The sequence below is a fragment of the Nitrospirillum pindoramense genome, from assembly GCF_007827955.1.
Taxonomy (GTDB): Bacteria; Pseudomonadota; Alphaproteobacteria; order Azospirillales; family Azospirillaceae; genus Nitrospirillum; species Nitrospirillum amazonense_B.
The window spans coordinates 74163-87147 of sequence record NZ_VITR01000002.1 but is presented as its reverse complement, the minus strand read 5'-3'; the positions used below and the strand labels follow the sequence as shown (position 1 = coordinate 87147).

At 68.6% G+C, this 12985-nt stretch carries 12 protein-coding genes; 7 read left to right on the top strand and 5 right to left on the bottom strand.

Going from position 1 to position 12985, the window contains the following annotated elements; genetic code table 11:
* The first annotated feature begins 154 nt into the window (after positions 1–154).
* Positions 155–979 (top strand): MipA/OmpV family protein, encoded by an 825-nt coding sequence (locus tag FBZ90_RS02990; protein WP_145729564.1) that lies wholly within the window; start codon positions 155–157, stop codon positions 977–979.
* Between the two features lie 62 nt (positions 980–1041).
* Here the strand turns inward: FBZ90_RS02990 and FBZ90_RS02985 are convergent, their stop codons facing one another.
* Positions 1042–1551, bottom strand: coding sequence for a glutathione peroxidase (locus FBZ90_RS02985; protein ID WP_145729563.1), 510 nt, complete (start codon positions 1549–1551; stop codon positions 1042–1044).
* A 229-nt stretch (positions 1552–1780) separates the two neighbouring features.
* Here FBZ90_RS02985 and FBZ90_RS02980 point away from each other — a divergent pair, with 229 nt between their 5' ends.
* The 3 genes from FBZ90_RS02980 (at position 1781) to FBZ90_RS02970 (ending at position 4960) form a co-directional block, all read left to right on the top strand.
* Positions 1781–2665, top strand: a complete 885-nt coding sequence (locus tag FBZ90_RS02980; protein WP_145729562.1) for an OmpA family protein — start codon at positions 1781–1783, stop codon at positions 2663–2665.
* Between the two features lie 69 nt (positions 2666–2734).
* Complete coding sequence (locus tag FBZ90_RS02975) at positions 2735–3907, top strand: coiled-coil domain-containing protein (RefSeq protein ID WP_145729561.1); 1173 nt, start codon at positions 2735–2737, stop codon at positions 3905–3907.
* Positions 3908–3910: 3 nt separating this feature from the next.
* Positions 3911–4960: a peptidoglycan -binding protein gene (locus FBZ90_RS02970; protein WP_145729560.1), complete on the top strand. Its 1050-nt coding sequence runs from the start codon at positions 3911–3913 to the stop codon at positions 4958–4960.
* Between the two features lie 177 nt (positions 4961–5137).
* Here FBZ90_RS02970 and FBZ90_RS02965 read toward each other — a convergent pair whose 3' ends face one another.
* Complete coding sequence (locus FBZ90_RS02965; protein ID WP_246130124.1) at positions 5138–6136, bottom strand: lipid II:glycine glycyltransferase FemX; 999 nt, start codon at positions 6134–6136, stop codon at positions 5138–5140.
* 116 nt (positions 6137–6252) lie between these two features.
* Here FBZ90_RS02965 and epmA point away from each other — a divergent pair, with 116 nt between their 5' ends.
* The 3 genes from epmA (at position 6253) to FBZ90_RS02950 (ending at position 8077) form a co-directional block, all read left to right on the top strand.
* Entirely contained in the window at positions 6253–7308 is a 1056-nt protein-coding gene (gene epmA, locus FBZ90_RS02960) for an EF-P lysine aminoacylase EpmA (protein WP_145729558.1), read from the top strand.
* 74 nt (positions 7309–7382) lie between these two features.
* Positions 7383–7691, top strand: coding sequence for a hypothetical protein (locus FBZ90_RS02955; protein WP_145729557.1), 309 nt, complete (start codon positions 7383–7385; stop codon positions 7689–7691).
* Positions 7688–8077, top strand: a complete 390-nt coding sequence (locus FBZ90_RS02950; protein ID WP_145729556.1) for a type II toxin-antitoxin system VapC family toxin — start codon at positions 7688–7690, stop codon at positions 8075–8077. Before FBZ90_RS02955 ends, FBZ90_RS02950 begins: the two co-directional genes overlap by 4 nt.
* A 14-nt stretch (positions 8078–8091) precedes the next feature.
* On the opposite strand, the gene thiE is transcribed toward FBZ90_RS02950, so the two are convergent.
* The 3 genes from thiE to FBZ90_RS02935 all read right to left on the bottom strand — a co-directional run bounded on the left by thiE (position 8092) and on the right by FBZ90_RS02935 (position 12935).
* Entirely contained in the window at positions 8092–8721 is a 630-nt protein-coding gene (gene thiE, locus FBZ90_RS02945) for a thiamine phosphate synthase (RefSeq protein ID WP_145729555.1), read from the bottom strand.
* A 4-nt stretch (positions 8722–8725) separates the two neighbouring features.
* Positions 8726–9655 (bottom strand): class I fructose-bisphosphate aldolase, encoded by a 930-nt coding sequence (locus tag FBZ90_RS02940; protein WP_145729554.1) that lies wholly within the window; start codon positions 9653–9655, stop codon positions 8726–8728.
* A 145-nt stretch (positions 9656–9800) separates the two neighbouring features.
* Positions 9801–12935, bottom strand: coding sequence for a ligand-binding sensor domain-containing diguanylate cyclase (locus FBZ90_RS02935; protein ID WP_145729553.1), 3135 nt, complete (start codon positions 12933–12935; stop codon positions 9801–9803).
* Between the last annotated feature and the right edge of the window lie 50 nt (positions 12936–12985).

Below are 12985 nucleotides of genomic sequence, written 5' to 3'. Positions count from 1 at the left end.
GCCAATTATTTCAGGCCGGACACATTGTGCCGCCGCCGCAGCAAACACGACATCAGCCGCCAAGATTGGCAAGGCACGATCCCAGCGTCCTGGCGGTCGGCGCGGTTGGGGGCGGCCACCGGACGCCGTTTCCCCTGTGAGAGGCCAAGCGCCCATGTTTCCCCGCAAGATTCTCATTCCCGTATCCACCCTTGTGACCGCCGTCGCCTCCCTGCTCGCCGCGCCGGCGATGGCCGAGGATGCAACCGCCCAGCCAACGTCGGTCTGGCCAGCACCGGTGTGGGACGTCAGCCTCGGTGCAGGCGTGGCCGTACGCCCGACGTACGAGGGCAGCGACCGTTACCAGGCCAGCCCCGTGCCGCTGTTCACCGTCCGCTATAACGACATGCTGACCATGGGACCCGAGGGGCTCAGCGCCTATTGGCACCATGGCGATTTCCGCGTCGGCGCCGGCCTGACCTTCGACCCCGGCCGTAACGACAGCAAGGGCAACGGCTTGTTCAACAACGGCGACGACCGGCTTAAGGGCATGGGCGACGTGGACAAGTCCCTGGGCTTCAAGGTCTTCGGCGCCTATCAGCTGGGGCGGCTCAGCCTTGACCTGTCCGCCGTGAAGTACACTGGGGACCAGAACGATGGCGTGGTGGTGACCGGTGGTGTCGGCCTGCCCCTGAAGCTGGCCGAGCGCCTGACCCTGACGCCCCATGTCGGCGTGAGCTGGGCCAGCGACAGCTATATGCAAGCCTATTTCGGCGTCACCCCGGCCCAGGCCGCCGCCAGCCGTTTCGCCGCCTACAGCGCTGGGGCCGGCTTCAAGGATGTCAGCGCCGGTGCCCTGGCCCGGTATCGCATCACTGACCACTGGTTCGTGACCGGTGACGTGACGGTTAAGCGCTTGCTGGGCGACGCGGCCGACAGCCCGGTGACCTACGCCGCCACCAGCGCCCGCGCCTTCGCGGCGGTGGGCTATCGTTTCTGACGAAGCCACCCCCCGGTGCCGGTGGCGCCGGGGAACGGTTCAGTCGCTTCCGGGAGGGGCGATCAGGCCAGGGCCGTTTCCACCGCCTGGATGATGGCCTCATTGGACGGGCGGAAAACGGACGACCAGTAACGGACCAGGCGACCATCCTTGCCCAGCAGGTACTTGTGGAAGTTCCAGCGCGGGGCGGCGTCCTCGCCGGCGACATCCACCAGCCAGCCGAAGAACGGATGGGCCGTGGCGCCCACCACCACTTCCTTGTCCGCCATGGTGAACTCGACGCCGTAGTTGCGCTGGCAGAAGGCGCCGATTTCCGAGGCGGAGCCGGGTTCCTGCTTGCCGAAGTCGTTGGATGGCACCCCCAGCACCACCAGGCCGCGGGGGCCGTACTTGGCGTGCAGGGCCTGCAAATCCTCATACTGGTTGGTGAAGCGGCAGTTGCTGGCGGTATTCACCACCAGAACCGGCTGCCCGGCGAAGGCGGCCAGGGGGATGGCGCCTTGACCGCCCAGACGCTGGAACGTGAACGTGTGGGCGGAAGGGGCGGCGGCGGTCTGCGGCTGGGGCAGCATGGGGGTGGGCTCCTGACCGATGGTCTGGTGGGGCGGCGCCGGATGGGCCGCCGGTGTTAATCAGTGACTTAGAATTATTCTAAATTAAGGGGTGGCGTCAAGCACGGGATGCGGCAGGCGGCGTCATGAAACAGGGCCGGTGAGCCAAAGCGGTGATAAAAAGGTTGCGCGGACCATGGATTGGCCACATTTCCAAGGTCTAGTCAGCCTGCCGAAAGCCGTTACCCGTATGCGTCGCCCCACCATGCCCCCTGTGCCCGTTCTAGCTGTTGTGGCCGCCGCGTTGTTGGCGATTCCGGCCTATGCCCAGACCTCCCCGACCGATGTTCCGGCCGCTGGCGCCTCTCCCACAGGCGCTCCTCAGGGCGGAACCGTCGACGCTGGAAAGGGATCCAGCCCGCAGGAGCCGGCGGCGCATCCCGCCCCGAAGCCGAAGGCCGCCCAGCATAAGGCGCCCAAGGCCGCGCCGGCGCCGGCCGTTCCCGGCCAATCCACCGACAGCCAGTCGGGCAAGGCGACCACCCCGCCCAGTTCCGGCGAGCTGGGCACGCCCACCATCGAACGGGCCAAGCCCGCGCCCACGCCCAAGGTGGTGCCGGTGCCCGACATGCCGAAGGCGCTGACCAAGCCGGAGGCGACGCCCATCCCCGGCCGCACGCCGGAACCGGAGGGGGCCCAGCCGCCCGTGACTTCCGACATCCGGCCACGGGGCGTCACCCATGTGGACAAGGGCACGCCCGCCACCCCGGCGGACCGTCTGGTCGTGCCCTTCACCGCCGGGTCCACCACCCTGGACAAGAAGCAGGAGGCGGCCTTGACCGCTGTCGCCGGACGCCTGGGGCAGGACCCCAACCGTCGTCTGGAGATACGGGCATATGCCCCGCTGCCGGCCCTGGACCGGGAGGCCGCCGCCCGGCGCCTGTCGCTCATCCGTGCCAACGCCGTGCGTGACCGCCTGATGGCCTTGGGCGTACCCAAGGAGCGGCTGGTGGTGTACGCCATGGGGTCCGTCAATGGCGACCAGGACGACAAGAACGCCGTGCGCGGGGCCGCCAAGGGCTCCGACCTGCCGCCTGAGGTCTTCGACCGGGTGGAGCTGACCTTCATCCACTGAGCCAGTCCCCGCGGGCCGGGACGGTGGCAGCCGTCCGGGGCCAACCCGCCGCAGCGATAAAGGAAAACAATGTCGCGCCCGACCCCCTATCTGTTCCGCATGTGTGTGTTCCTGGCGGCCATCGCCGCGGTGATGGGGGTGCTCTACCCGCAGGTGGAGCGGTTCTTCATGGCCAATCCCGCCCTGAACGGCTTGATCCTGGGGGCGCTGGCCATCGGCATCCTCTACATCTTCCGCCAGGCCATGATGCTGCGGCCCGAGGTCGAATGGCTGGAAACCTTCCGCAGCGGCGGGGCCACCTCCACCCAGCCGCGCCTGCTGGCGCCCATGGCCCATATGCTGGGCGATCGCGGCCGCGGCGGCACGGCGGGCATGGCGGGCAGCCGCCTCAACCTGTCGGCCATCGCCACCCGGTCCCTGTTGGATGGCGTCAGTGCCCGCCTGGACGAAAGCCGGGAGATCAGCCGCTATCTGATCGGCCTCATGATCTTCCTGGGCCTGTTGGGCACCTTTTGGGGCCTCTTGCAGACCGTCTCCACCATCGGCGGCGTCATCTCCGGCCTGAAGATGGGCAACGGCGACGCGGTCGCCATCTTCTCCGAACTGCAGCAGGGCTTGGCCGCCCCGCTGGCCGGCATGGGCACGGCCTTCAGCGCCAGCCTGTTCGGCCTGGCCGGGTCCCTGGTGCTGGGCTTCCTGGAGCTGCAGGCCGGTCAGGCGCAGAACCGCTTCTACATGGATCTGGAGGATTGGCTGGCCGGCTCCACCCGCATCGGCGGTGGCGGCCTGGTGGAGGCGGGCGACCAGCCGGTGCCGGCCTACATCCAGGCCCTGCTGGAGACGACGGCCGAGAACATCGAGAAGCTGCAATACACCATGGCGCAGGGGGAGGATAACCGGCGCAACGCCAACAGCCACCTGGTGGCGCTGACGGAGCGGCTGGCCACCCTGTCGGACCAGATGAAGGCGGAACAGCAGCTGATGGTACGCCTGGCGGAAGGTCAGATGGAGATGCGGCCCGTGCTGCAGCGCCTGACCGACCAGCTGGGGCAGGCGGGGGGCCTTGGCGGTGGCGGCTTGGACGATGCCAGCCGTGCCCACCTGCGCAACCTGGACCTCTACCTCGCCCGTCTGGTGGAGGAGGTGGCCACCGGCCGCGTCCAGTCCACCCAGGAAATCCGCACCGAGATCAAGATCCTGACCCGCACCATCGCGGCGCTGGGCGAAGGGGCGGAGCGTTAAGCCATGGCGGGCATCGGCCGGCGGGCCTCGCGCCGCCATCTCGACATCTGGCCCGGTTGGGTGGACGCGCTGTCCTCCCTGGTCATGGTCATCGTCTTCCTGCTGATGGTGTTCGTGCTGTCGCAGTTCGCGCTCACCTCCCTGCTGCACGGCAAGGATGAGGCGCTGGCCCAACTGAACAGCCGCATCGCCCTGCTGGCCGACCAACTGGCCATGGAGCAGGCGGACAAGGCCAAGCTGACCGCCGACATGGCGGCCCTGACGGAGCAGTTGCAGGCGTCGCTGGCCAAGAACACCCAGTTGCAGGCGGATCTGGACGCTGCGGGCAAGGCCAAGGACGATCTGGCGGCGCAAGTGCAGGCCCTGACCGACGCCGCCGGTGTCAAGCAGGCGGAGCTGGATAACGAGAAGAACGTCAGCGCCCAGGCCAAGGCGCAGGTGGACCTGCTGAACCAGCAGTTGGCGGCGCTGCGTCAGCAGCTTGCCCAACTAAATGCCGCGCTGGCCGCGTCGGAGCAGAAGGACAAGGAACAGCAGGTCCAGATCGTGGATCTGGGCAAGCGCCTGAACGCCGCCCTCGCCGGCAAGGTGGCGGAACTGGCCCGCTATCGCTCCGAGTTCTTCGGCAAGCTGCGCGAGGTGCTGGGCGACCGGCCGGACATCCGCATCGTCGGCGACCGCTTCGTCTTCCAGTCCGAGGTGCTGTTCGACAGCGGCAGCGCCGAACTGGGCGACCGGGGCCGCAAGCAGCTGGCCAGCCTGGCCAAGACCCTGTTGGACATCTCCAAGAAGTTTCCCAAGGATCTGAACTGGATCCTGCGGGTGGACGGCCATACGGATGCCGTTCCCATCCACACCCCCGCCTTCGCCAGCAACTGGGAACTGTCCTCCGCCCGCGCCACGGCGGTGGTGAAGTTCCTGATCCAGCAGGGCGTGGCGCCGGAGCGCCTGGCCTCCACCGGCTTCGGTGAGTTCCAGCCGCTGGAACCGGGCGACACCCCCGACGTCCGCGCCCGCAACCGCCGCATCGAGCTGAAGCTCGACCAACGGTGATAGGGGCAGCGGCGCGGGGGCCCCACGCCGCTGTAGACCGCGCCCGCGGTCGCCGGCGATTGAGGGACTGTAAACGCGAGAGCTGGCTGCGTAAAACCAAACGCAGCCAGCTCTCGCTGAGTCTGTCCCGCGAGCAGCTTCACGCCCAAAGGCGGTTCCACCTTTGGGCGATCTGCTCTAGTTCCACACGCCGGCCAGTTCCGCCTCTTCCCCGCCCAGGCCGCGCTTGAAGGTGTTGATGCCCTCCACGTCCGGCGTCAGGCCGCCCAGGTCGAAGGCGACGCGGCCCTGGGCCTTCAGTTCCAGGCAGGCCCGCCACAGCAGCAGATGGTGGGCACGGGTGCGGCGGCCTTCCGGGCCGCTCCATCCCACCTGGTAGGTCGCGGCCACGCCGTGGCCGAAGATCAGCATGCCCGCCACCGGCTCCCCCTCCAGCAGGGCGCGCAGGACCAGGACGTCGCCATCCTTGTGCATGGCGGTGCGCAGGCGGGTCAGCAGCTTGGTGCTGGCGGCGCGGTACTTGCGCTCCTTGCGGTCGGCCTCGTGCTTTTCCAGCAGCCAGGGCAGGGTGGCGCCATCGCGGTCCACCTCCACCACCAGGCCGGACTTCTCCCCTTGGCGCAGCTTGTTGCGCCACTTGGGGTCCAGCTTGGCACGCAAGGCGGCTTCATCCGGCGTCAGGTCCAGCCAGATGGTCCGATAGCCGGGCCCCGGCTGATGACGCCAGCCGGCCCATGTCAGCGCCGTGGTGGCCAAGGGTCCGGCCGGCACCTCGGCGATCACGCTGGGCCAGCGCAGCAGGCCGGTGGGATAGGCCTGGCGCAGCAGGCGGTAAACCACGCCCACGGTGCCCCAGTCCTGCGCCTCCGGCACCAGTAGGGGGCCGCGATGTACCTTGGCCACCCGCACGGCGCGGGCCAGGCGCTTCTCCAGCACCAGCACCAGACCGATGGGCTGCCCATCCCGTTCGAAGATGCCCAGGCGCGGCTTCCAGCCCTCCACCGTCATCATGGCGGCGGCGTAGCCGAAGCATTGCGTCAGGCTGCTGCGCGGCACCCGCTTCAGCAGGGCGTTCCATTCGCTGATGCGGGCGCCGTCCCAGCGCAGGGTGACGTTGGGGGCCGCGCCCGGCACCTTGGGTTCCGGCTTGGGCTCCAGCTGGGGCGCGGGCGTCACCGCGGGCGGGACCTTGGATTTCTTGACGGGGGTGGATTTGGCCACGGGACTCGACAGCGGCAGGTGGGAACGGTATGCCGCCCAGCATATCGCTTGTCGTGGAAGGACCACCAGTCATGAAGACCCGCACCCAACCCTGGTGGCACCCCGACCGCATGGCCCTGCGCGCCGCCAACCTGAAGGCGCGTGGCGCCATGACCCGCGCCCTGCGCCGCTGGTTCGAGAATGAAGACTTCGAGGAGGTGGAGACGCCAGCCCTGCAGGTGTCCCCGGGGCTGGAGCCGCACCTGATGGCCTTCGCCACGGAACTAGTGGGCAGCCATCCCGACGACCGGCTGACCCTGCGGCTGCACACCAGCCCCGAATTCACCATGAAGAAGCTGCTGGTGGCGGGGCTGCCGCGCATTTTCCAACTGGCCCATGTCTACAGGAATGGCGAGCGCTCCCCCACCCACAGCCCGGAATTCGCCATGCTGGAATGGTACCGGGTGGGGGCGGGCTACCGCGACCTGATGGACGATTGCATCGGCCTGACCCGGGCGCTGTGCGCCGCCGCCGGCGTCGATATCCTGCGCCGGGGCGATCTCACCTGCGATCCGCTGGCGGCGTGGGAGGTACTGACGGTGCAGGAGGCGTTCCAGCGCCATGTCGGCATCGACCTGCTGGCGACGGCACCCGATCCCGCCCGGCCGGACGTGGCCCTGCTGGCCCAGGCGGCCGAAGCCGTGGGCATCCACGCCCATGCCGGTGACACCTGGGAGGATTTGTTCTTCCGCATCAGCCTGGATCGTATCGAGCCTCACCTGGGCATGGGCCGGCCGACCTTCCTGACCGACTACCCCGTGTCCATGGCCGCGCTGTCGCGGCCCAAGCCGGAAGACGGCCGCGTGGCGGAACGGTTCGAGCTGTACGCCTGCGGCGTCGAGTTGGCCAACGCCTTCGGTGAGCTGACGGATGCCGCTGTTCAGAAGGCTCGTTTCGAAGCCGATATGGATTTGAAGCAGGCGCTGTATGGTGAGCGCTATCCCATCGACGCCGATTTCCTGGCGGCCCTGGAATTCGGCCTGCCCGACTGCGCCGGCATCGCGCTGGGCTTCGACCGCCTGGTCATGCTGGCCACCAACGCTGCCGCCATCGACGACGTGTTGTGGGCGCCGGTGGCGCTGCCCTGAGGTGATTCGACTCGGAGACCGGCATGCCGTATAGTGAGTTGCTCCATGGGCAACGATAGCGGCGGGAGTTATGTATGGTACGTGACGCGACACTGGTGGTCGAGCTTCCTTCCGATGTCACGGCGAGCTTGAGTCGACTTGCAACCGTGACCCGGCGAGGCCCGTCGGCTTTAGCAGCGGATGCGATTACCGACTACGTCACACGCGTGGAAGCTGATACCGCCGCGCATTTGTCAGAAGCGGAATGGCAGGTGGAAAAAGAGCGGCGTAACGCCTTCTTGCGCGAAATATTGAAAGAAGCCCGGCGCCGTTCGAGCGGAGAAGCATTCGATGCCGCCCGCAGTCAGGATTTCCTCTATGATGAGGATGGCCTGCCCGGATGACATCCATCGTGGTGGATAGTTCAGCATTGATCGAAATCGTCCGGGATGGCCCTCGGGCAGATGAATGCGAAGCTTGCCTGGAGCGTGCCGATCAAATGTTCATCAGCGCGGGAACTCTGGCGGAGGCATTGATCGTTGCGCGGCGTCAGGGGCTTGGAGACCTTTTGGAACTCCTGGCTGGTCGTCAGGCAATGACCGTGGTTCCGATCACGGCGACTGAGGCGCACCGTGTCGCCGATGCCTACGATCGCTGGGGGAAAGGTGTTCATCCGGCGGGGCTCAACATGGGCGATTGTTACGCCTATGCCCTGGCGTGGGAGCGCAATCTGCCGCTGCTCTTCGTCGGGGGCGACTTCTCCAAGGCCGACGTGATCCCGGCGCTGTAGGCGCCGGGTCTGCGTCACGCCTCCGCGATGGCCTTGTTGAAGGCCCGTACCGCGGCACCTGGCCCTTCCGGGTGCTGCCAGACGGAGGAAACCACCGCCAGGAAGTCGGCGCCGGCGCGCACCACGTCGCCGCAGTTCTCCGGCGTGATGCCGCCGATGGCGACGCAGGGGATCTCCATCATCTCCTGCCACCAGGTCAGCAGCTCAGGCATGGCCCGGTGCTCCGTTTCCTTGGTGCCGGTGGGGAAGAAGGCGCCGAAGGCGACGTAGTCCGCCCCGTCCTCGCCCGCCACCATGGCCAGGTGGCGGCTGTCGTGGCAGGTGACCCCGACGATGGCGTCCCCGCCCATGATCTTGCGCGCCTCGCGGTAGGGCATGTCGGTCTGGCCGACATGAACACCGTCGCAGCCCATCTCCTTGGCCAGGCGCGGATGGTCGTTCAGGATGAAGGCCACCTCGCGCTCCTGCGCCACCGGGCGCAGGGCGTCGATGGCGCGACGCACCGTGTCGTCGTCCACATCCTTCAGCCGCAGCTGGACGCAGGCGACATCGCCCGCGTCCAAGGCCGTGGCCAGTTGAACGGCGAACGCCGCCGGCTCCAGGGCCGGCGGCGTCACCAGGTAAAGACGGCAATCAGCCTTCAAAAACTTATTCCTTGCCCTGGTAGATGCGAACGATCCGGTCCAGCAGGGCCAGCGCGTCCTCACGGCTGCGCTGGAAGCTGTTGCGGCCGATGATGGAACCGTTGCCGCCGCCATCACGGATGGCGCGGGCGTCGTCGAACACCGCGTCCTCGCCCTTGGCGGCGCCGCCGGAGAAGACCACCAGGCGCTTGCCGTTGAAGGCGGAGCGCATGACGTCGGCCACGCGCTCGGCCTGGGTGGACCGGGCGATGCCCTTGGACTCGTAGACCTTCTTGGACTCCTTGTTGCCCAGATGGTCGGTGGCCAGCTTCACCTTGATGATGTGGGCGCCCAGCAAGGCCGCCATATGGGCGGCATAGGTGCTGATGTCGATCGCCAGCTCGGCGTCCTTGTCCAGGTCGCCGCCGCGCGGGTAGGACCACAGCACGGTGGCCAGGCCGCAGGCCTTGGCCTCGGCCGACAGTTCGCGGAACTCCTCGAACTGGTCGAACATGGCGTCGGAGCCGGGGTAGATGGTGAAGCCGATGGCGGAGCAGCCCAGGCGCAGGGCGTCGGCCACAGTGGCGGTCACCGCCTGGTCCGGCGCGTCGCCGCCGCGCGACAGGCTGTTGGAGCTGTTCATTTTCAGGATGGTGGGGATGGCGCCCGCGAAGGTGGCGGCGCCCTGCTCCAGCATGCCCAGGGGGGCGGCGTAGGCGTTCAGGCCGGCGTCGATCGCCAGCTGGAAATGGTAGTGCGGGTCGTAAGCCGGCGGGTTGGGCGCGAAGCTGCGCGCGGGGCCATGCTCAAAGCCCTGGTCGACGGGCAGGATGACCATCTTGCCGGTGCCGCCCAGGCGGCCTTCCATCAGGATGCGGGCCAGGTTGGCCTTGGTGCCGGGATTGTCGCTCTCGTACCAGGAAAGAATTTCCTTAACGCGGCGGGTCAGCTTCATGGTTACGGTATCCCCGAGTCTGTTTTGAATGTTTGTGTTTATTGTACGCGTGATGCCGGGTTGATATCCCAGCACCGGGTGCTTGGCAATCTGCCCCAGGCTCGGGGCAAGATCATGGCAGATTTCCGCCAATCGCGACGGTGGACTAGTGATCTTCCTGGGGCCGGGCGTCGCGTTCTTCACCCTTGCCAAATCCGCCCCGGTTCCCGGCGTACGCCGCCACCCGGTCGCGTCCCGCCCGCTTGGCGGCGTACAGGCCATGGTCGGCCCGATCCAGCAATTGCTTCAGTGTCACCGGCGGCAGGGCGGCGGCGACGCCGATGCTGATGGTCACGGCGATGGACGTCTCATCGTCCACGCCATAGGGCGTTCCACCCACCGCGCGCCGTACGCGGTCCGCCACCGCCAGGGCCGTGGACTCGTCCGCGTCGGGCAGCAGCAGGGCCAATTCCTCACCACCCAGGCGGGCGAAGACGTCGGTCTTGCGCAGCAGGGTGCGGATGCGGCCCACCACCGCCAGCAGCACCTCGTCGCCCGCGCTGTGGCCCAGGGTGTCGTTCACCTGCTTGAAATGGTCGATGTCCATCATCAGCAGAGCGGTCGGCTTGGGCATGGGACGCGCCCGGGCCAGCGCCGCCTCCGCCAGTTCCATGAAATGGCGGCGGTTATGGATTCCGGTCAGCGGGTCCCGGCTGGCCAGGTCCTTCAGCCGCTCATTGGCGGACAGCAGGTCGCGGGTCTGGCGGGCGACTTGTTCCTCCAGCATGGCGCGGCGGCGGCGAAGATAGGCGGTGCGGAACTGGACCAGGGCCACCACCCCACCCAGCGCCAGCGCGGCGGCGGCCAGCCTGGCCCACAGCGTCTGCCACCAGGCCGGCTGGACCTTGATGGACAGCTTCAGCGGCGTGGACCAGTCGCCCGCGCTGGTACCGGCCTTGATCAGCAGGCTGTACCGGCCGGGCGGCAGGTTGGTGTAGGAGGCGACCCGCTGCGTGGCGTCGGTTTCCGTCCAATCCTTATCGAAGCCGGTCAGCTTGTAGGCGTAGCGCATCTCCTCCGGCGCCGCGTAGTTCAGCGCGGCGAAGGCCACCTCCAGGCTGCGGTCGTGGTGTCCCAGCCGGATGGGCGCGGGGGCCGTCGCGGTGCCGGTGGGTACCGCCTGGCCGGCGATGCGGATGGCGGTGACGGCCAGCGGCGGAGGCATGGTCCGGGGTTTGAACCGGTCGGGATGCACCACCGTCGCACCGCCGCCGCCGCCGAAGATCAAGCTGCCGTCCGGCAGGACAGCGCCGGAATGGATCCAGTAGGCGGGAAGGGCGACGCCGTCGGCACGCCCCAGGGGCCGCGCGGTCCAGGTCCGCGGGTCGATGACAGCCAGGCCATCGGCCGTGCTGGCCCAAACCCGGCCACCCCCGTCCAGCAGCAGGGTGCCGATGTTGTCGTTGGGCAGGCCGTCGCCCACGCTCAGCCGCCGGAACACGCCATGCGGGTGGCCGGGGCCGGCGGCTTGTTCCAGGATGCCGATTCCCCCACCCAGGGTACCTGCCCACAGCCGGCCCTCGCCGTCGCGCAGCAGGGTGGTGACCAAGTCCGCCGGCAGGGATTGGCGGTCGGCCGGGTCATGCGTGTAATGGCTGAAAGCGCCGGTGGCTTGATCCAGGCGGTCCAGGCCATGGCGGGTGCCCACCCACAGGCCGCCGGCGCCATCGTCCAGCATGACATTGACGCTGTCATCGACCAGGGAGGCGGGATCGGCGCTGTGCCGGTATACCGTCGTCTCCCCGGTGGCGGGGGTATAGCGCACCAGCGGCCCGGCGGCGAACCACAGGGTGTCGCCCTTCGCCAGCCCATAGATGACTGGGCCGATGGCGGCGCCCGGGAAGGCGCGCTGATCCAACGCGCCGCTGTGGGGGTCATGACGGAACAGGGCGCGGCCGGCACCGGCGCCCAGCCAAACGCTGCCGTCCGGCGCCCCCGTGATGCTGAGCACACCGCCGGGAGGCAGGGAGGCGACATTGGGCAGGGGGGTGATGGTGCCTGCCGCGGAATCCAGCAACGCGGCCCCATGGTCCTTGAACCCCATCCAGGCGCGCCCGTCCGGGGTGGTGGCGATTCCCAGCACGTTGTCATCGGGTAGGCCCCTGCCGGTGCCCCCACCAACGCCTGGGTCGGGCAACAGGGTATCGATGGCGTCGGCGTGCAGGTCTGTGCGGCTGACCCCCAGGTTGGTGGCCGCCCATAACACGCCCTTCCGGTCGCGCAGCAGGGCGCGGACGCTGTCGTCCGCGATGCTGGAAGGGGTCAGCGGATTATGGCGCACCGTGCGCAGCGCGCCCGTGGCGGCGTCGATGATGGTGATGCCCCCGGCCAGCCGGCCCACCCAGATTTCGCCGGGCCGGCCCTCGGTCAGGCAGAACACCAGGGGGCCGCCCAGCGCCTGCGGGCTGGCCTCCGGCACCAAATGGGCGACGCCCCAGCCATTGGCGCCGGGAGGGTCGGTTTCGGCGGGCAGCACCTGTCCCAGGCCGGAGCGCACGGTGGCGAACCACACGCGGCCGGCGCTGTCCTGGGTCATGGCCATCACTTCATCCGCCACCGGGCGGCCCTGCGTGTCCAGCAGCGGGACGGGGGTGAAACCTTGGGCGCCGGGCGCGCGCCGCAGCAGGCCGGTCACCGTGCTGACCCACAGGCTGCCATCCTGGGTGCGCAGCAGGGACCGGATGCGATCCGCCGGGGCGGAGGTGGCGTCGCCGTCACGGTGCGCCTCCCGCGTCACGGCGCCGTCGGGGCCGATATGCTCCAAGCCCGCGTTGGTGCCCACCCACACGCCATCGCCGGCGTCGCTGATCATGCTCAGCACGCCGCCCCGGGCCGCCTGGCCCTGCGGTTCTGGAAAGGTTTGGAACTTGCCGCTGGTCGGATCGTAGCGGGCCACGTCCCCGGTGGCGGTGGAAACCCACAGCCGGCCGGCTGTGGCGGGAACCAGGGCGGTGATGACGTTGCCGGGCAGGCTGCCGTCCACGTCGTCGCGGTGGAAAAAGGTGCGGAAGCGGTAGCCGTCATAGCGGGACAGGCCGCCCTGGGTGCCCACCCAGATGAAGCCGTCGCTATCTTGCGCCAAGGCCATGGCGATGGGGTGGGGCAGTCCCGCCTCCCGGCCGACGTTGGTAAAGACGGTGGCGCGCAGCCGGTCCCAGCCGCCGACCTCCGCCTGCGCACCGCCGTCGGCGAACAGGGGCGATATCGCCAGGAGGGTTACGATTCGTCGTAATCGCCGCACAGGGACTCCCGCAAGCCTGGAATCGCCGGACCTGAGGCTAAGGTTGCACA

What these genes read in the sequence shown, in the direction of transcription:
- FBZ90_RS02975 (WP_145729561.1), top strand. Translation starts at nt 2,735, where the DNA reads ATGTCGCGCCCGACCCCCTATCTGTTCCGCATGTGTGTGTTCCTGGCG.
- FBZ90_RS02980 (WP_145729562.1), top strand. Translation starts at nt 1,781, where the DNA reads ATGCGTCGCCCCACCATGCCCCCTGTGCCCGTTCTAGCTGTTGTGGCC.
- FBZ90_RS02970 (WP_145729560.1), top strand. Translation starts at nt 3,911, where the DNA reads ATGGCGGGCATCGGCCGGCGGGCCTCGCGCCGCCATCTCGACATCTGG.
- FBZ90_RS02985 (WP_145729563.1), bottom strand. Translation starts at nt 1,551, where the DNA reads ATGCTGCCCCAGCCGCAGACCGCCGCCGCCCCTTCCGCCCACACGTTC.
- FBZ90_RS02940 (WP_145729554.1), bottom strand. Translation starts at nt 9,655, where the DNA reads ATGAAGCTGACCCGCCGCGTTAAGGAAATTCTTTCCTGGTACGAGAGC.
- epmA (WP_145729558.1), top strand. Translation starts at nt 6,253, where the DNA reads ATGAAGACCCGCACCCAACCCTGGTGGCACCCCGACCGCATGGCCCTG.
- FBZ90_RS02955 (WP_145729557.1), top strand. Translation starts at nt 7,383, where the DNA reads ATGGTACGTGACGCGACACTGGTGGTCGAGCTTCCTTCCGATGTCACG.
- FBZ90_RS02990 (WP_145729564.1), top strand. Translation starts at nt 155, where the DNA reads ATGTTTCCCCGCAAGATTCTCATTCCCGTATCCACCCTTGTGACCGCC.
- FBZ90_RS02950 (WP_145729556.1), top strand. Translation starts at nt 7,688, where the DNA reads ATGACATCCATCGTGGTGGATAGTTCAGCATTGATCGAAATCGTCCGG.